Annotated in this window: 17 protein-coding genes and 3 pseudogenes; 16 read left to right on the top strand and 4 right to left on the bottom strand. The window is 63.9% G+C overall.

Annotated elements, in window-relative coordinates; all coding sequences use genetic code 11:
- Positions 1 to 122 precede the first annotated feature (122 nt).
- The 8 genes from JQT59_RS05420 to JQT59_RS05385 all read left to right on the top strand — a co-directional run bounded on the left by JQT59_RS05420 (position 123) and on the right by JQT59_RS05385 (position 8,863).
- The gene (locus JQT59_RS05420) at positions 123 to 998 is read left to right on the top strand and encodes an alpha/beta fold hydrolase (protein WP_213575179.1); all 876 of its coding nucleotides are present in this window, start codon (positions 123 to 125) and stop codon (positions 996 to 998) included.
- The gene (locus JQT59_RS05415; protein ID WP_213575177.1) at positions 995 to 2,698 is read left to right on the top strand and encodes an FAD-binding protein; all 1,704 of its coding nucleotides are present in this window, start codon (positions 995 to 997) and stop codon (positions 2,696 to 2,698) included. The genes JQT59_RS05420 and JQT59_RS05415 overlap by 4 nt, the downstream gene beginning before the upstream one ends.
- A complete protein-coding gene (locus JQT59_RS05410) occupies positions 2,698 to 3,483 on the top strand; it encodes a 2-keto-4-pentenoate hydratase (protein ID WP_213575176.1) in 786 nt (261 codons plus the stop codon). The genes JQT59_RS05415 and JQT59_RS05410 overlap by 1 nt, the downstream gene beginning before the upstream one ends.
- Positions 3,484 to 3,491: 8 nt before the next feature.
- Positions 3,492 to 4,397 carry an acetaldehyde dehydrogenase (acetylating) gene (locus JQT59_RS05405; protein ID WP_213577435.1) on the top strand — a complete coding sequence of 302 codons (906 nt, stop codon included), beginning with the start codon at positions 3,492 to 3,494 and terminating at the stop codon, positions 4,395 to 4,397.
- 37 nt (positions 4,398 to 4,434) lie between these two features.
- Complete coding sequence (gene dmpG / locus JQT59_RS05400) at positions 4,435 to 5,493, top strand: 4-hydroxy-2-oxovalerate aldolase (protein WP_213575174.1); 1,059 nt, start codon at positions 4,435 to 4,437, stop codon at positions 5,491 to 5,493.
- Positions 5,494 to 5,533: 40 nt separating this feature from the next.
- Complete coding sequence (locus JQT59_RS05395; protein WP_213575172.1) at positions 5,534 to 6,712, top strand: acyl-CoA dehydrogenase family protein; 1,179 nt, start codon at positions 5,534 to 5,536, stop codon at positions 6,710 to 6,712.
- A gap of 88 nt (positions 6,713 to 6,800) precedes the next feature.
- Positions 6,801 to 7,712 (top strand): biphenyl-2,3-diol 1,2-dioxygenase, encoded by a 912-nt coding sequence (bphC, locus tag JQT59_RS05390; RefSeq protein ID WP_213575170.1) that lies wholly within the window; start codon positions 6,801 to 6,803, stop codon positions 7,710 to 7,712.
- 5 nt (positions 7,713 to 7,717) lie between these two features.
- Positions 7,718 to 8,863 (top strand): alpha/beta hydrolase family protein, encoded by a 1,146-nt coding sequence (locus JQT59_RS05385; RefSeq protein ID WP_249354145.1) that lies wholly within the window; start codon positions 7,718 to 7,720, stop codon positions 8,861 to 8,863.
- Between the two features lie 197 nt (positions 8,864 to 9,060).
- Here JQT59_RS05385 and JQT59_RS05380 read toward each other — a convergent pair whose 3' ends face one another.
- Positions 9,061 to 9,288, bottom strand: a complete 228-nt coding sequence (locus JQT59_RS05380; protein ID WP_213575166.1) for a hypothetical protein — start codon at positions 9,286 to 9,288, stop codon at positions 9,061 to 9,063.
- A 173-nt stretch (positions 9,289 to 9,461) separates the two neighbouring features.
- Between JQT59_RS05380 and JQT59_RS38285 the strand changes: the two are divergent.
- Positions 9,462 to 9,731 (top strand): annotated as a pseudogene (locus tag JQT59_RS38285) (aromatic-ring hydroxylase C-terminal domain-containing protein); the annotation flags it as partial.
- Positions 9,732 to 9,884: 153 nt separating this feature from the next.
- Here JQT59_RS38285 and JQT59_RS36710 read toward each other — a convergent pair.
- Both JQT59_RS36710 and JQT59_RS05375 read right to left on the bottom strand, forming a co-directional pair.
- A pseudogene (locus tag JQT59_RS36710) lies at positions 9,885 to 10,119 on the bottom strand (helix-turn-helix domain-containing protein).
- Between the two features lie 172 nt (positions 10,120 to 10,291).
- Positions 10,292 to 11,326, bottom strand: a complete 1,035-nt coding sequence (locus tag JQT59_RS05375; RefSeq protein ID WP_213575164.1) for an NADP-dependent oxidoreductase — start codon at positions 11,324 to 11,326, stop codon at positions 10,292 to 10,294.
- Between the two features lie 286 nt (positions 11,327 to 11,612).
- Here JQT59_RS05375 and JQT59_RS05370 point away from each other — a divergent pair, with 286 nt between their 5' ends.
- From JQT59_RS05370 to JQT59_RS05355, 4 genes and pseudogenes are all read left to right on the top strand, one after another.
- On the top strand, positions 11,613 to 12,095 hold the full coding sequence (locus JQT59_RS05370; protein ID WP_213575162.1) for a nuclear transport factor 2 family protein: 483 nt from the start codon (positions 11,613 to 11,615) through the stop codon (positions 12,093 to 12,095).
- Entirely contained in the window at positions 12,092 to 12,553 is a 462-nt protein-coding gene (locus tag JQT59_RS05365; RefSeq protein WP_159918545.1) for a DUF3237 domain-containing protein, read from the top strand. The genes JQT59_RS05370 and JQT59_RS05365 overlap by 4 nt, the downstream gene beginning before the upstream one ends.
- Positions 12,554 to 12,729: 176 nt before the next feature.
- On the top strand, positions 12,730 to 12,918 hold the full coding sequence (locus JQT59_RS05360) for a hypothetical protein (RefSeq protein ID WP_213575160.1): 189 nt from the start codon (positions 12,730 to 12,732) through the stop codon (positions 12,916 to 12,918).
- Between the two features lie 635 nt (positions 12,919 to 13,553).
- Positions 13,554 to 13,694: pseudogene (locus tag JQT59_RS05355) on the top strand (integrase core domain-containing protein); the annotation flags it as partial.
- Between the two features lie 9 nt (positions 13,695 to 13,703).
- Here the strand turns inward: JQT59_RS05355 and JQT59_RS05350 are convergent.
- Positions 13,704 to 14,642 carry an alpha/beta hydrolase gene (locus tag JQT59_RS05350; protein ID WP_213575158.1) on the bottom strand — a complete coding sequence of 313 codons (939 nt, stop codon included), beginning with the start codon at positions 14,640 to 14,642 and terminating at the stop codon, positions 13,704 to 13,706.
- Between the two features lie 345 nt (positions 14,643 to 14,987).
- On the opposite strand from JQT59_RS05350, the gene JQT59_RS05345 reads away from it, so the two are divergent.
- Genes JQT59_RS05345 through JQT59_RS05335 form a run of 3 tightly spaced genes read left to right on the top strand, consistent with a single transcriptional unit; the run spans position 14,988 to position 17,572 of the window.
- Positions 14,988 to 15,551, top strand: coding sequence for a cupin domain-containing protein (locus tag JQT59_RS05345; RefSeq protein ID WP_213575156.1), 564 nt, complete (start codon positions 14,988 to 14,990; stop codon positions 15,549 to 15,551).
- 45 nt (positions 15,552 to 15,596) lie between these two features.
- A complete protein-coding gene (locus JQT59_RS05340) occupies positions 15,597 to 17,105 on the top strand; it encodes a CoA-acylating methylmalonate-semialdehyde dehydrogenase (RefSeq protein ID WP_213575154.1) in 1,509 nt (502 codons plus the stop codon).
- Positions 17,102 to 17,572, top strand: a complete 471-nt coding sequence (locus tag JQT59_RS05335) for a VOC family protein (RefSeq protein WP_249354141.1) — start codon at positions 17,102 to 17,104, stop codon at positions 17,570 to 17,572. Before JQT59_RS05340 ends, JQT59_RS05335 begins: the two co-directional genes overlap by 4 nt.
- Positions 17,573 to 17,593: the final 21 nt, after the last annotated feature.

Raw genomic sequence — 17,593 nt, 5'->3', positions numbered from 1 at the left:
GTCACGAACTGCCGTCTCGATCAGTGGAAGCCCCGGATCGAGGCGTCGCCGGGGCGGTGGACGTCTCGCTGACCGGGATCGCTTCTGTCCGAGCAGTGCACGCGCTGGCAACGTGATCGACCATGACGACTGACTCGAGTTACGAGGGCACCCTGAAGGAGCTGAACACCGACCTCGGCGTGCTTCGCTACCACGAGGCCGGCGACGGCCCGCCGCTTCTGCTGCTGCACGGCTCCGGCCCCGGCGTGACGGGGTGGCGCAACTTCCGCGGCAACCTCGACGTCTTCGCCGAGCACTTCCGGACCTTCATTCTGGAGTTCCCCGGCTTCGGGGTCAGTGACGACTTCGGTGGGCACCCGATGCTCACGGCCACCGACGCGGTCCTCCGCTTCCTCGACGGGCTCGGAATCGACGAGGTCGCACTCCTCGGGAACTCGATGGGCGGCATCGTCGCCACTCAGTTCGCCATCGCGCACCCCGACCGGGTCACCAAACTGATCACCATCGGTGGCATCGGCAAGAATCTCTTCAGCCCAGGCCCCGGTGAGGGCATCAAACTCCTCATGGAGTTCACGGACGACCCCACCCGGGAACGGCTGATCGAGTGGCTGCATTCGATGGTGTTCGACCCCGCAATGGTCACCGAGGAACTCGTCGAGGAACGCTGGACACAGGCCACCGAACCCGACACCCTCGCCAGCGCCCGCAAGATGTACAGCCGGGCAGCGTTCGAGGCGAACACCCGGGCGGCCCTCGAGTCCGACGCCACGCCCTACTGGGCGCAGCTGCACAAGGTGAAAGCCCCCACCCTCCTCACGTGGGGCCGCGACGACCGGGTGAGCCCCGTGGACATGTCGATCATCCCGATGCGGCTGATCCCGAAGGCGGAACTCCACGTCTTCCCGAACTGCGGGCACTGGGCGATGATCGAGCAGAAGACGGCGTTCGAGAGTGCCGTCCTCGCCTTCCTGCTCCGCAAGGAAGGTGGCGACCGATGAGTGCCGGCTCCCAGACCTTCGATACCACCGTCGATTTCCTCGTGGTCGGCAGCGGGGGCGGCGGAATGGCTGCCGCGATCACCGCCGCGCACCGCGGGCTCGACACCCTCGTGATCGACAAGGGCGCGACGTTCGGTGGGTCGACCGCGATCTCCGGTGGCGGAATCTGGATCCCGAACGCCCCCACCCTGCGCGAGAAGGGCGTCGTCGACTCCCGCGAGTCGATTCGCCGCTACCTCGACATCATCACCGAGGGCCGGGTGTCGGCAGACCGACTCGACGCGTTCGTCGACAAGGGCCCCGAGCTGATGGAACTGCTCGACCGCAGCCCGCACATGAAGCTCTACTGGGTGAAGGGCTACTCCGACTACCACCCCGAGTACGACGGCGGCCGACCCCTCGGGCGGACCATCGAATGCAAGCCCTTCGACACGAGGGCACTGCAGGACGACGAGCGGTACCAGCGGCCGAACAGCATGAAGGGCCCGCTCGGACTGTGGGTGACGTCCAAGGACTACCACGACCTCGCCATGGTGAAGCGCACCTGGAAGGGACGCAAGGCGTCGCTGGTGGCGGCCTGGCGGGTGGCGTCCAACGTGATTCGTCGTCGTCACATGGCGACAGGTGGACGCGCACTGGTGGCCAGGATGCGCATGGTCCTCAAAGATGCCGGGGTTCCGCTGTGGCTGCAGACGTCGATGACGGAACTGATCGTCGACGACAGCGGCGTTGTTTTGGGAGTGGTCGCGAAGCGCGACGGCAATACCGTCCGGATCGGTGCAAAACGCGGGGTACTCCTCGCGACCGGCGGCTTCGAACACAACGAAGACATGCGCGCCGAGTACCTGCCCAAGCACGGTGTCGCGAACATCAGCGCCGGAGCCAAGGAGAACACCGGCGACGGAATCCTCGCGGGCCAGAAGCTAGGCGCGGCAGTCGATCTCATGGACGATGCGTGGTGGATGCCGTCGGTGATGCATCCGATGGGCGCCGTGATCCCGCTGGTGTCCGAGCGGTGCATTCCGCCGTCCGTGATCGTGAACAGTCGCGGCGAACGCTTCACCAACGAGTCGTCGCCGTATGTGAACTTCGTGCACGATCAGCTCGACGGCGGCCATGTACCCGCCTGGTTCGTGATGGACTCCAAGGCGAAGTCGCGCTACCCGTTCGCGCAGGTTCTTCCGGGTGTGCCTTTCCCGCAGGGCTTTTACGACTCAGGTGTGGTGCACAAAGCCGACACCCTGCGCGACCTCGCGGATCAGATCGGCGTGAAGGCCGACACTCTGGTGGCGACGGTCGACCGGTTCAACGGCTTCGCCCGCACCGGTCGGGACGAGGATTTCGGCCGCGGCGACAGCGCGTACGACCGGTACTACGGCGACCCGACGATGAAGAACCCGTGCCTCGACGAGATCACCCAGGGCCCGTTCTACGCCATCCGCTGCGAGGCCGGCGACCTGGGCACCAAGGGTGGACTCGTCACCGACGCCGACGCTCGGGTACTCCGCGAGGACGGTTCGGTCATCGACGGCTTGTACGCCACCGGCAACACCTCGGCCTCGGTGATGGGCAACGAATACGCCGGTGCGGGCGCGACCATCGGTCCCGCCATGGTGTTCGGCTACATCGCCGCGCAGCACGCCGCCCAGGCCGGTGGCCTGCGGCGAGAGAATCGCTCACACGCGGGCGAGGTGGCCTGATGCTGAGCGAGCGGCAGAGGCTGGATGCGGCCCGATCGCTGAGGGACGCCGAACGGGACCGGGCACCCATCGAACCGCTCACCGCGACCTACCCGGACATCGACGTGGTCGACGCCTATGAGATCGCGCTGATCAACATCCGCGCGCGACTCGAGGCGGGGGAGACGGTGTACGGCCACAAGGTGGGCCTGTCCTCCGAGGTCATGCAGAAGATGATGGGCGTCGACGAGCCCGACTACGGACACCTGCTGTCGAGCATGGTGTACGCCGAGGAAACCCCTATCGACACCGCCCGCTTCTGTTCTCCGCGCATCGAGGTGGAGATCGGCTACGTGCTGGGCGAGACGTTGCCGGGGGAGTGGTGCACCGAGGCGGACGTTCTCGCGGCCACCGAATACATCGTTCCCAGTATCGAACTCATCGACTCGCGTATCACGGACTGGAAGATCGGGCTGGCCGACACGATCGCCGACAATGCGTCGTCGGCGGGAGTGATCCTCGGCGCCGGACGGGTGGAACCGTCGAGGGTGGATATCGGCGCCATCTCGGCCGTGCTCTTCCAGGGTGACGAGGAGATCGCCCGCGGTGAGGCGTCGGCGGTGCTCGGCAACCCGACGAAGGCCGTGGCCTGGCTGGCACGGAAGGTCGCGAGTTTCGGAGTGCGGCTCGAGGCAGGTCACATGATCCTGCCCGGCTCGTGCACCCGGGCGATCGATGCCCGGCCCGGCGACGTGTTCCGCGCCGACTTCAGTGACATCGGTTCCGTATCAGTAGAATTCAAGTAAGGGCGACAATTGTGACCAAGGCTCTCGCCGCGATCGTCGGATCCGGCAACATCGGCACCGACCTCCTGTACAAGCTCCTGCGTTCGGACATCATCGAACCGCGTTGGATGATCGGTGTCGATCCGGACAGTGAGGGACTGAAGCGTGCGGCCGATCGGGGCGTGATCGCCAGCGCCGACGGTGTCGACTGGCTGCTCGCCCAGGACGAGCGCCCCGACATCGTTTTCGAGGCCACGTCCGCCTACGTGCACCGGGTGAACGCCCCGCGCTACCGGGAACTGGGCATCCAGGCGGTCGATCTCACTCCCGCCGCGCTCGGTCCCGCGGTCGTGCCGGCCGTCAACATGGGCGAGCACCGGACTGCGCCCAACGTCAACCTCATCACCTGCGGCGGACAGGCCACCATCCCGATGGTGTACGCCGTCTCCCGGATCACCGAGGTGGCCTACGCCGAGATCGTCGCCAGCGTGGCGTCCCCGTCCGCCGGACCCGGTACCCGCGCCAACATCGACGAATTCACGTTCACCACGAGTCGGGGCATCGAGACGATCGGCGGGGCGAAGAAGGGCAAAGCCATCATCATCCTGAATCCGGCCGAGCCGCCGATGTTCATGAAGGACACCGTGTTCTGCGCCATTCCCGCCGACGCCGACCGGGATGCGATCAGCGCGTCGATCCACGACGTCGTGTCGTCCGTGCAGTCCTACGTGCCCGGTTACCGCCTGCGCGCCGAACCGCAGTTCGACGACCCGACACCGATCAGTGGTGGGCTCGCCCGGGTCGGCATCTTCCTCGAGGTCGAGGGCGCCGGCGACTTCCTGCCGCCTTACTCGGGCAACCTCGACATCATGACCGCCGCCGCCACCAAGGTGGGCGAGAGCTTCGCGACGCAGATCCTCGGCGCGAGCGTCTGAACGCGTCCGTTACCACTCACTCTTCGAAGGAATACCGATGCCCTACAGCGCCGATCTCGACATCCGGGTGACGGACTCGTCCCTGCGCGACGGTTCCCATGCCAAGCGGCACCAGTTCACCGTCGACCACGTCCGCTCCATCGTCGGGGCACTCGATGCCGCCGGCGTTCCCGTCATCGAGGTCACCCACGGTGACGGGCTCGGCGGTTCCTCGTTCAACTACGGCTTCAGCCACACCCCGGAGCAGGAGCTGATCAAGGCCGCCGTCGAGACGGCGAAGCAGGCGCAGATCGCCTTCCTCATGCTCCCCGGCCTGGGTGTCCAGTCCGACATCCGGGAGGCCGCCGACAACGGTGCGCGCATCTGCCGCATCGCGACCCACTGCACGGAGGCCGACATCTCCGTCCAGCACTTCGGGCTCGCCCGCGACCTCGGGCTCGAAACCGTCGGCTTCCTGATGATGTCGCACAGCCAGCCGCCCGAAGCGCTCGCGAAGCAGGCCCGGATCATGGCCGACGCCGGCTGCCAATGCGTCTACGTGGTGGACTCGGCGGGTGCGCTCATCATGAACGGTGTCAGCGACCGGGTCGCCGCGCTGGTGTCCGAACTGGGGGACGACGCACAGGTCGGCTTCCACGGACACGAGAACCTCGGCCTCGGCGTCGCCAACTCCGTGCTCGCCGTCGAAGCCGGCGCGCTGCAGATCGACGGGTCCACCCGGCGCTTCGGCGCAGGCGCGGGTAACACTCCGGTCGAGGCCTTCGCTGCCGTCACCGAGAAGCTCGGAATCCGCACCGGCATAGACACTCTGAAGATCATCGACGCCGCCGAGGACGTGGTGCGGCCGATCATGGACGACGATTGTGTTCTCGACCGGCTGTCCCTCACGATGGGATACGCGGGCGTCTACTCGAGCTTCCTCAAGCACGCCGATGCGCACGCCCGCCGGTACGGGGTGTCCGGTGCGGAAATCCTCATCGAGGCCGGCCGCCGCAAACTGGTCGGCGGGCAGGAGGACCAGCTGATCGAAATCGCGCTCGGTCTCACGGACCGGCAGGCCGCGAGCGCCGCTGTTGCCGAGAAGAAGTCCGCCTAGGCGCCTGACCGGGTGCCCAAACCAGAAAGCCGAGATCATCATGGGTCAGGTTCTTGACAGGATCGAACAGTTCGCGGACGAAATCCGCGCGGAAGGCGCCGAGGGCGACAAGCTGATGCGCCTGTCGGACACCTCCGCCAAGCGGTTGCGCGACTCCGGGGTGATGCGGATGCTGCAGCCCAAGGAGTACGGCGGCCACGAAGCCCATCCGCGCGAATTCGCGGAGACCACGATGGGGATCGGTGCCATCGACGGCGCAGCCGGGTGGGTCAGCGGCATCGTCGGCGTCCACCCGTGGGAACTGGCGTTCTTCGACCGCAAGGCCCAGGACGAGGTGTGGGGCGCAGACCCCGACATGTGGATGGCCTCCCCGTACGCGCCGATGGGTGTCGCCGTGCCGACCGAGGGTGGCTATGTCCTCAACGGACGCTGGTCTTTCTCGTCGGGCACCGACCACTGCGGCTGGATCATGATCGGCGCCGCAGTCGGTGATGCCGACGGCAACCGGGTGATGCCGCCGAAGATCCTGCACGTGCTCCTGCCCCGTTCGGACTACGACATCGACCAGGACAGCTGGAAGGTCGTGGGCCTGCGCGGCACCGGGTCGAAGGACCTGATCGTGAAGGACGCGTTCATTCCGCAGCACCGGACGTTGCAGGCGGACAAGGTGTTCGACGGGTCCGCGCCGAAGGAGTTCGGACGTACCCAGACGCTCTACAACTTCCCGTTCTCGTGCATCTTCCCGCTCGGGATCACCTCCTCGCTGATCGGCATCGCCGAAGGCGCGCTGGCGTGCCACCTCAACGCGCAGCGCGAACGCGTCACCGTCTCCGGCACCGCCATCAAAGAAGATCCATACGTATTGTTCGCGATCGGCGAGGCGGCCGCGGAGATCGCAGCGTCCCGCGCAGCCATCCTCGAGACGGTCGACCGGTTCTGGGACATGACGGAAAAGGGACAGGACGTCACGTTCGAACTGCGTGCCATCGGCAGACGCACCCAGACAGCGGCCGCCTGGCGTGCGGTCCGCGCAGTCGACGAAATCTTCGCCCGCTCCGGCGGCGGCGCGCTGCAGCTCAGCACGCCGATGCAGCGATTCTGGCGCGACGCCCACGCCGGACTCTCCCACGCCATCCACGTACCGGGGTCCATCTACCACTCTTCCGCACTCACCCAGCTCGGCGGCGAACCGCAGGGTGTGCACCGCTCCATGATCTAGGCGCTCCGCGCCCGTGAGTGGTTAAGGAGTCCAGAGACTCGTCAACCACTCACGGGTGGCGAAGCCTCCCCCAGGAAAGGGATTCTCCATGACAGACATTCGAGGACTCGGCTACCTCCGGATCCAGACGACGGACGTGCCGCGCTGGCGCGAGTTGGTGGTGGACGGGCTGGGTATGGCAATGGGTTCCGGCCCCGAGCCGGACGGCCTGTACCTGCGATTCGACGAGCGGCGGGCCCGACTGATCGTGCTGCCCGGCGAGAAGGACAAGGCTTTGGCCGTGGGGTGGGAGGTGCGCGACCAGTTCGCCCTGCAACGGGTGCGTGAGCAGGTCGAGAAGTCGGGTGTCGCCGTCGACGTTCTGTCCGAGGACGAGGCACGGTACCGCGACGCCGAGCAGGTCATCGCGTTCGACGACCCGTCCGGGACGCGGGTGGAAGTGTTCTTCGGGCCGGTTCTCGACCACAGTCCGGTGGTGACCCCGCACGGCGGCCGCTTCGTCACCGGCGCACAGGGTCTGGGACATGTGGTGCTTCCGACCCTGGCGTTCGAGGAGGCCTACGCGTTCTACACCGAGGTGCTCGGTTTCCTGCCGCGCGGTGCCATCCGCCTCGGGCCGCCCGACGCCCCCGGTCCCGCCCGACGGGTCCGGTTCATGGGAGTTAATCAGCGTCACCACAGTCTCGCCCTGTGCCCGGCACCGCACGGCGGCGAACCCGGGATGGTGCATCTGATGACGGAGGTCGATACCCTCGACGCCGTCGGCCAGGCACTCGACCGGCTCGGCAAGCTCGGATTCTCGATCTCCTCGACGTTGGGTCGCCACACCAATGATCGGATGGTCTCGTTCTACGTGCGGGCTCCCGGCGGCTGGGACCTCGAGTTCGGCACCGAGGGCATGCTCGTCGACGAAAAGTATTACACCGCTGAGGAAATCACCGCAGACAGCTATTGGGGCCACGACTGGTCCGGGTCCGAGCCACTGGCAGCGTTCTCGTGAACTCGGTGCGTACCGGGTTCGGGGCGGTGGCGGCCCTCGTCGTGCTCACCGGCGCTGCGTGCTCGACCGAACCGTCCGAGACGACGACGGAACCGGATCCGCTCCGGGCGGGCCAATTGCTCACGTCCAGTGCGGTGACCGACGCTCCGGCATTGCCCAGCGCCGCCCGCAACGAGCTGATCACCTACACCTCGCAGGACGTGAACGGTGATCCCGTGGTGGTGTCGGGCACCGTCGCATTGCCGCGCACACCGGCACCCGAGGGCGGGTACCCGGTCATCAGCTGGGCGCACGGCACCACCGGTGTGGCCGACGCGTGCGCGCCGTCGGCGGACTTCCCGGGCGGCCCCACCCACGCCTATCTGACCGAGGTCGACGCCTCCCTCGACGACTGGGTCGAGCAGGGTTTCGCCGTGGTCCGCACCGACTACCACGGGCTGGGTACGCCGGGTATTCATCCGTATGTCAACGGTGACACCGAGGTCAACGCCGTCGTCGACATCGTGCGGGCCGCGCGTGAGTTGGATCCGTCGGTCGGCTCCCAGTGGTTCGTCGTCGGGCACAGTCAGGGCGGGCAGGCGGCGCTGTTCACTGCCGCCCAGGCCGGGGAGCGGGCACCGGAACTCGAGCTGAAGGGTGCGGTGGCGATCGCGCCGGGCAGCGGCCTCGACCAGACGCCGCAGTACTTCCGGTCCGGTGTGCCCGGAATCGAAGCGGCGGAGGCGTTCCTACCGCTGATTCTTCTCGGGGCGCAGGCCGCCGACCCCGCGATCGACCCGTCGGCATTGCTGACCGAGCAGGCCCAGCCCCTGCTGGCGGCCGCGCGAACCGGTTGCCTCGACGACATCCGCAAGGTGCCACCGGTACCCGCCGGGCAGGTTTTCCGTCCGGACGCCGATCTTGGACCGCTCACCGAGTACCTGACCCGTCAGGAACCCTCGCAGGTGGACGTCCAGGTTCCGACCCTGATCACACAGAGCTCCGGTGACAGGGTGGTGAGCAAGCCGTCCACCGATCTGATGGTGAAGGCGTTGCGGGACAAGGGGAACGACCTCGAGTATGTGACGTACGAGGGTGCAGACCACCGGGCAACCATCGGGGCTTCGCAGGCCGACGCGCAGGATTTCGTCAACGGCATCCTGGACCGCTGAGGATGCCGGGCCTCGACACCACGACCGTCCAGGAAGTGATGACAACCGGCTGGTGATGGCCTGGGGTAGACGGGTGACTATCGACGACCCTGCACCCGACGACCGCGACGCGGAGGAAACCCGTGTCAGGCTGTTTGGCGCTGGTTTCTGCCAGGCGGCCAGTTCTCCACGATGCTGCTGCGTCGGTTTTTACGCTGTCATTGCGGTTCTTGAAACGAAGTCAACTTCGCGAGGCAGTGTTCCCGAAGTTGCTGTCTCATGGTCAGGTCGAGTCTGGAGGCGAGCCGCTTTTCCACCATCCACAGCACGCGTTGGTAGAAAGTTCTGGGGGGTATTCCGAACTCAGTGAAGATGTAATAGTCACCGCCACCATAGCCGCTCCACCGTAGGGCGAAGTCCAACAACGCATGGTCGTAGGTATCCATTTGGTTCTCCGTGGTGTCGATCTCGGTCGGCGTTAAGCCGAGGATGATGGCGAAAACTCCTAGAACCTTTGCCGGGTGTCCACTCCCAGGGGTAGGAGAACCAGGGGGTGTTCAGCCAGAGATGGGCAGGCCAATCCGGTACTGGATAGTCCGTACGCAACCATCGTGGCCTCACCGCTCGGCTCATCCGACCCGACGGCGTTGTCGCCTGGGTTGGTGCCACCGAAGACCACGACGACTTCGACCGTGCTGCCACCCGATGGTTCGCCACCCCCGGACAGGACAGCGTCGCGATGCATACTCGGCCGCAATGCACGCACGGCTTTTCTGGACGCGAGGTGCAGCGGTTGCACAGCGGGGAGCCGTCCTCGCTGCGGCTGCTGATCTCAGCCGACTTACCGCACCGTGAACACTCGTTCCGCCGGGCAGGCTCGAGGCCGTAACACGCGCGGCAGATCCGGCTCTCCTGGCGGCGGGCGACGATGCTACCGATCTGGCCACACCGCGCCCACGCTCGCCGCTCGACCCGTTCCATTCACCGCTCACAGCACCGGCCCTCGGGTGTGCGGCGTTTGAGGAGCCTTACCGGTGCGGCCTCACTTTCGGCCAGGCCTTCGAATCACGCTTCGACGTGGCTCACTACTGATCGAATCAGATTCAGCACCAACCGTTTTACGGATCTGCTGGTTGACGACCTCCGGTTCGATCAGATCATTCGGCGTCCAGCCGAGGATGTCACAGAGCGGGGACCAGCATATCCATGCTCAGCCGTTGTGGAGGCTGGGTCACCAGCCGATAGACCTGTTCTCGGGGGACCGCGTCATGGTCCATTTGTCGAGTCAAGCCTATGAGGCGCCAGCAAGCGGCAGAACACCATGAAGCCGAGGTAATCGATTGCCGCACTGAGGATTATTCAAGAGGGCCGGTGCGAAGCGGCCCCCGGGGGCGCTCGAGTGCTCAACCGCCAGCCGACTGGTACGCCCAGCCATCTACCGTCGTTCGGTTAGTCGGTGATCACCTTGACCACGACCTTCCCTTTGTTCTCGCCGGCGAGACTGCGGTTGAGAGTATGCCTCGCGTGCTCCAGACCGTCGACCACGGTCTCCGCGGAGCGCAGCGTGCCGGCACTGAGAGCCAGCGACAGCTGTCCAATGATCTCTGCGTACCGATCCACGTGATCAAAAACGATGAACCCTCGCAAAGTTGCCCGCTGCATAAGCAGCTGACTGACATTACGTAGGCCGCGTTGGGCGTTGTCTCCATTATAGTCGTTGTACTCGGAAACCAGCCCGCAGAGCGTGATTCGTGCCCCAATGTTCAGTCGGCCGAAAACGTGGTCCATGATCTCGCCGCCAACATTTTCGAAGTCCACGTCGATACCGTCAGGTGTGGCGTCGTCGAGTTGCTTCTGCCAGTCACCCGCATGTCGGTCAATACAAGCGTCGAACCCCAACTCCTCCACCAGGTATCGACATTTTTCGGCGCCACCTGCGATACCGACCACTCGGGCACCCCGACGCTTTGCGAGCTGACCTGCAATAGAGCCCACTGCCCCGGCCGCGGCGGATACGAAAAACGTCTCTCCCGGTCGAGGATCACCGAACTCAACGCCGAGGTACGCCGATATTCCGGTGTGGCCCATGACTCCGACGAACGCGGGGAGGGGGGCCGGTAGCGGATCGGGTAGGACTGTGAATGACATGTCTTCAGTCGCTGCATCAGCTACGCAATAGTCCTGCCAGCCCGTCAATCCCACAACAAACGAGCCGACAGGAAGATCGTCACGTCGGCTGGCGACGACCCGTCCCACACCGGCCCCGCGCATGACGGCGTTCAATTCGACCGGGGGGATATAGGAACGCATCGCACTCATCCACACACGATTTGTGGGGTCGACCGACAAGTAGTGCGTTCGGATCAGCGCTTGCCCATCACGGATATCGGCAACCGGCTCTTCCAACCATTCTAAATTTTCGGCAGTTACTTCCCCCTCCGGACGACTTCGCAATCGGTAGAGCCGGTTGGTCAAAGTACTCATCACATCTCCTTAAGGGGCGCATAAATGCCAAAGCGGAATGCCTCTCGAGCCCGCCGGAATACGGCTTCGCGGGCACTCTGTTCAGTCGCTCATTGAGCCGACCATCCTGAGATTAGACTCACAGTTGATGATAGTCAACACACCGTCCACAGTGCGGTGGGGACTCGGCGCGCTTGTCGGCGAATACTGTCGACACACTGTTGACTATCACCGACAGGACGGGCATTCTTTGAGGCTACGGCGGCTGGCACATCAGTCGTCGCCAGAGCCCACCAAGGAGGCGACTGTGAGTACACAAGCGGAGAATCGCAAGGTAGTTGATGGTTTTTGGGGCGACCTCGATAGCGGGCCGCCGACCGGAAAAGAGCTGGAGGCTTGGAAAGACTGGTTCGCGGAAGATGCTGTTTGGGAGATGCCGTTCGCCCCTGAGCCCCTAGCGAAATCGGTCCCCGGCCGCCACCTCATCGGCCACTTCATCGACTGGTTCTTCAAGTCCGTGCCCGACCTGAAGATCGACTCGCTGGTTGTGCACGACACGACAGATCCCGAGCTGTTTGTGCTCGAGCTACACGGAAAGGCGACCGTGACGCAGAACGGAAACGTGTACGCGAACACGTACTGCACACACATGCGAATCAGAGGCGGCAAGGTGGCCTTGATTCGCGAGTACTTCGATCCAAATATCGTCGAACAAGCCTTCGGCGTCGAAGTCATTGCGGAGGGTATGTCCCAGGTGATGGCAGCCGCAGGCCTGGAGGTAAGCAAGTGAAGCTCATCCCGGAATTTTCGTACACCGCAGAACTCGCTGCGCCGCAGGTCGTCGGTCCTGGGCCGTACGGCGTGCGGCAGGTCCTCCCCGTTACCGGCGGCACGGTTACGGGCGATCGACTGAGCGGTACAGCAGCCATCGGCGGCGGTGACTGGCTCCTGGCTGGAGATGACGGATTCGGGCGGCTGGATGTGCGCGCTCAGTTCAATACCGACGACGGTGCCGTCATCTACATGAGTTACCAGGGCCTGGTTGAGGTGACCGAAGCCGCTGCAGCCGCCTTGACCGGCGGGGACTCGAGCACGAACTTTGGTGACCACTACTTTGTCACCACTCCACGCCTCGAGTGCGGGGACGCTAGGTACGGCTGGGTCAACCAGACTATCTTCGTGGGACAAGGGCGAATTACACCCGGACCCGTCATCGAGTTTCAGGTCTTTCGCGTAGGCCTGCAGTAGGAGGAACCGGGACTGCAGCCGGCGGGCCGCACATCACATGTAAGTGTGAGGTGCGGCCCGCCGCTTTCGCGCGAAGTTGGAAGGCGTGGCATTGACCGCCAAGCAAGCCACTCAGCCTCTTAGCGAATCCGAGCCGCTGTGATGAGTGATGACGGCGTAGCTAGTCGTTGCGGGTCATGACGTTGTATTGGACGTCGACGGACTTGACTTGGCAGAAGCTGGCCAAGGAACTCGCGTCCGCCGATGGCTGTCTCGGCGTGCTCTCGCCGGTGCTCGGGAAGCGGGCGCTGTACGAGCGTTCCGGCCATCTGAGCAAATTCAGTCAGGACATGTTCCTGCCATGCGAATGGGCGACGACGAGCTGATGCTGCGGCCAGCGAACTGTCCTCTTCATGCGTTGATCTACACATCGACTCAACTGCGGGCAGCACTGCGTGCGCAGGAGACTTGGGGCTTCCCGTCGATTACGTCCGACTGTCGACGAGAGACAGCTCCTCGACATGGCTCGGCGCCGACGCCCAGTGGGAGCATGCCCAGGAGAACCTTCGCACCGCCGGGCAGTCTGTCCTTGACGAGTATGGACTGAAATTGGTCGAAGCCCCGGGTGGGGCTGCGTTTTACGCTCCGCCTCCCGTTCTGGACATTCTCGAGCTGATGGATGACGCCTATCTCAACCGCCGAACAGCCCCTCGACTGGTCGATCTGAAGGGGCGCATAGTCGCTCGGCGGTGCCGGGCGTTCGATCGCGAGACGGCAGCCCAGCCACCTCTGCGTCAAAGCTGACGCCGAATCACTCGCTGTGCCGGATCTGAGCGGGATGCTTGTGCGCGTCAGCAACTTACGCACTACAGACGCGAGTCCCGTCAGGGACCCACAGCAATGCCCCGTTGTCCGAAGAAGGCCGACGCCGACTCGTCGAACGCTGCCGCACGCACCCAATTACCCACGTCGCCGCCGAAAGGGGCACCTCCCGCACCCGCCACCAGTTCATCCGGCCCTACGACACAACGGCACGGTCGAGCGCTGCAACCGGGTTCTCCCCGAGGGGTTCCTCTACGCCCGCGACTGGATCAGCGAAACCCAACGATCAGAGGCCGTCGTCGTATGGAACGTCCATTACAACTACCGTCGACCCCACACTCCAGATCGCCTATCGCAGCAAGCTAGACAACCCTTCCGCGAAGCCAGTAATAGCACGCTCTCCCTCATCCACCACGCCGGCTAGCAGAAAGAAGCTGTGGGGCATGCCCGCATACTCGCGCTGGACGACTGCAACGTCCGAAGCATGCAATTTAGACGCATATCGACTGGCATCATCTGAGACTGGGTCGATCTCTGCGTTGACGATGAGCGCAGGCGGGGCGCTGTTCAGATTCTTACTGAACAACGGCGAGACTTCCGGCGACTCCCGAAGCCGCACGTCGGGCACGTACTGATCGATACACCATTCGAGTGCGGCACGCGAAAGAAGAGGCGCCGACCCGTATCGGTTCACAGAGTCACTACTCGAGGTCAGATCTAGCACTGGGCACAGAAGTCCCTGCGCCTTGACCGACGCACCGTCTGTACGTGCGCCGAGAGTCGCTGCGGTCGCCGCAGCGAGCATCCCCCCAGAGGAGTCTCCAGCAACCGCCAGCGCCTCGCCGTCAATTCTCAGCTCATCAGAACGATCGGCCACCCAGCAAAACGACTCGATCGCATCTGCGTGAGCGCTCGGATAGGTGTTTTCGGGCGCAAGGCGATACGCCACCGAGATCACGCGGAGAGCGCCCTGGACGCTCAACTCGCGGCACAGTCGGTCATGAGACTCCAGGCTGCCCCTGACGAAACCGCCACCGTGGAAGTACACGACACCCGGCACTGCTGCGGTTGCGCCTTTGGGAGAGTAACTCCGGGCCTTCACTACCCTCCCGGGAAGGGGAAGCTCTAAGTCCCTCACATCGCAATGTGGATTGAGATCACCCGCCAAGCCGATCAACTTTTCGCCGACCGCCCTGTACGCGGCTATGGATACCTCCCACGGCTGCACCGGCGGATTCGTTGATAGGGACGCCAGCAACTCGAGTACCTGAGGGTGCAGATTACTCATGAATGTCCTGCATGGATGTTCGTCGCGGCACCTACGCGCTCTCGTAGCGGACTCACCAGTCGCCTCCTGTCACAGCTGCTGTCAGATGCGTACGACCCTCGACTAGTCGGGTCACACGTCGGTGTAACAACTCTGCACTTAGCGTTGGCGTTCGTCAACATAGTGTCGAGTAATGCGCACCGGAGTCTTCCTAGTACTGGCCCGTCCCCGCTACCGCCACCCCTGAGCTGCCAGTTCTCCATTAACCGACATAGTGTTGACTCCTATCGACTGTGAGTCTAATCTCAAAAACGTCCGAGCCGTGACGTCACTCATCACCACGGCAAGCAACGAAAAGGGGCCCTCATGGTCACGAAGTCCGATGTCGACCAGATTCAGCCGACGACAAACCGAGACGGAGACAGCTACGTCTCCCACCGCAGCGATGTGCATTTCAACATGACCGGCGACTTCATGACCGGTGTAGATTTCTGGATTCATGCGACCGGTGAAACCACCAATGGCCAGCTGATCATCATCGAGACCAACTGGGTTCGCGGAACCGAGCCGGTCTGGCACATCCATCACCGCGAAGAGGAAGGCTTCTTCGTGATGGACGGTGAAATCAAGATCCACACCGAAGACGGGTCCTACAATGCCGCCGCGGGTCAATTCGTCTGGGGGCGAAAGGATCAGCGGCATACCTACGAGGTAGTCGGAGAAGAGGCGAGAATTCTCGTGATCTTCGTTCCGGGTCCCGACAGCAGCGGATTCGAACCCGGCGGCGGCATCGACAAGTACTTCTACGAAGCGCGCGATCGCGAATTGCGCACTCCGGAGCAGCTAGCCGCAGAGGTGGAGAATCTCAAGACGAACTATGGCTTGGAGATGTTCCCCGAGTTGCCGCACCCTCGGGACGCCAAAGCTTAAGCGGCCCAAAACATCAACTCGCCTCTACGTGACTATGGAGTTTCTGTGACTACAAACGATGTCCATCTTGCAACGGTGCCGCACTGGATCGCTGGCGCCCCCTCCAGCTTGACGAACGGGCGGAGGTCGGAGGTTGTCGATCCAGCCACGGGTCACGTACTGAGGCTTGTTGAGCTGGGCGGCGCTGCTGTCGTCGACGCGGCGGTGGCGAGCGCCCGGAGCGCTGCGGGGGCCTGGGCTTCGACCCCGGCCCCCGTCCGCGCGACCACTCTCCACCGCTTCCGTGCCCTGATGCTCGAACACAGTGAAGAGCTTGCATCGATCATCACCTCGGAGCAGGGGAAAACCCTCGCAGACGCAAGAGGGGAGGTCGCCCGTTCTGTCGAAGCTGTCGAAGTTGCGATATCTGTAGTGCAGCACCTCAAAGGTGAGTACGCAGAACAGGTCTCCAGAGGAGTCGACACGTACTCGTTCCGGCAGCCGCTCGGAGTGTGTGCTGGTATCACCCCATTCAACTTCCCCATCATGGTGCCGGTGTCAATGTTCGCGGCCGCGATCGCCTGCGGTAACTCGTTCGTGCTCAAACCGAGCGAGAGGGTTCCATCCGCCTCGGTGCGGCTGGCACAACTGCTCGCCGAAGCCGAGCTACCCGACGGTGTCTTCAACGTCGTGCACGGTGGCGTTGACACGGTGAACGCGTTGATCGAACACCCGGACGTCGCTGCCATTTCCTTTGTGGGCTCCACCCCGGTTGCGCGTGAGATCTACCGCCGATCCGCCGCTGCCGGCAAAAAGGTTCAGGCACTGGGTGGAGCGAACAACCATATGGTCGTCATGCCCGACGCCGACCTGGACGCAGCGGCGGACGCACTGGCGTCGGCTGCATACGGCGCCGCCGGCCAGCGATGCATGGCCGTGCCCATCGCGGTAGCGGTGGGGGAAATCGCGGACGAGCTAGTTGCCAAGACCGCGGAGCGGGCCACAGCCTTCCGTACCGGACCGGGGAATGTCGAAGGCACCGACATGGGGCCGCTCATCTCAGAGGTCGCCATCGAACGAGTTAGAGGTGCGTTGGAGGCGGCACCTAGCCAAGGCGCAAACGTCGTCGTAGACGGCCGTGTCAACCTAACGTCCGAAGCCGGCTATTTTATCGGCCCGAGCTTAGTCGACAACGTAAGCGTCGACAGCGACCTCTATCAGAAGGAGGTGTTCGGACCCATTCTGAGTGTGGTGCGCGTCGATGATCTCGACGAAGCACTTCGCATTGTGAACGCCAGCCCATATGGCAATGGTGCGACCATCTTCACCGCAAGTGGAGTGGCCGGTCGCCGGTTCGCTCACAGCGTCCAGGCCGGAAGCGTCGGGATCAACGTTCCCATTCCAGTTCCGATCTCTTGGTTCGGATTCGGAGGTTGGGGCGACTCGAGATTTGGCGATGACGGGCTCAACTACGATGCGTATCGCTTCTATACCAAGTCGAAGGTGGTCACCCAACGTTGGACTGAACCCCGAATGGGCGTGTCTCCTCATTTCGTCGCCGCGAGGCATCAATGACGATGATCGATCGCTCCCCATCCTCGCCTTCCGACGATGCTCGGGAAGAAAGCACTCCGCGGCTGGATCATGTGGGGATACTCGTCCGCGACCTCGAGTTGGCCACCACACGTTGGCAGAGCAGATTCAACGTCAGTATCGCGCACACTTTCGAGGCACCCTCTCTCTCCATCCGCGCGACGTTTCTCGCCATAGCGTCGGCCAATATCGAGCTATACACCATCGACGATCCACACGCTCTCGATCTCGCGCTGGGCCGAGCCTCGGCAAAGCTCGACCACATTGCGCTGCGGTTCGACGGAAACGCGCGAGAGTTCGATCTCGCTGGATGCACGATCCGCGGGCCCGGACGACCGGACCCGATCGGAGCTCCTTTCATCATCGCCGACTCAGAGCATGTATGGACCGAGCCACCTGGAATCGACGTACTGCTACAGCTCATAACCCCGACCGAAAGCACACCATAACGCTGCGAACGCTGCCTCCCG

Origin of the sequence: Rhodococcus sp. USK13, from assembly GCF_018343855.1 — a bacterium.
Classification (GTDB): domain Bacteria; phylum Actinomycetota; class Actinomycetes; order Mycobacteriales; family Mycobacteriaceae; genus Rhodococcus_F; species Rhodococcus_F oxybenzonivorans.
This window is presented reverse-complemented; position numbering and strand designations above follow the sequence as displayed.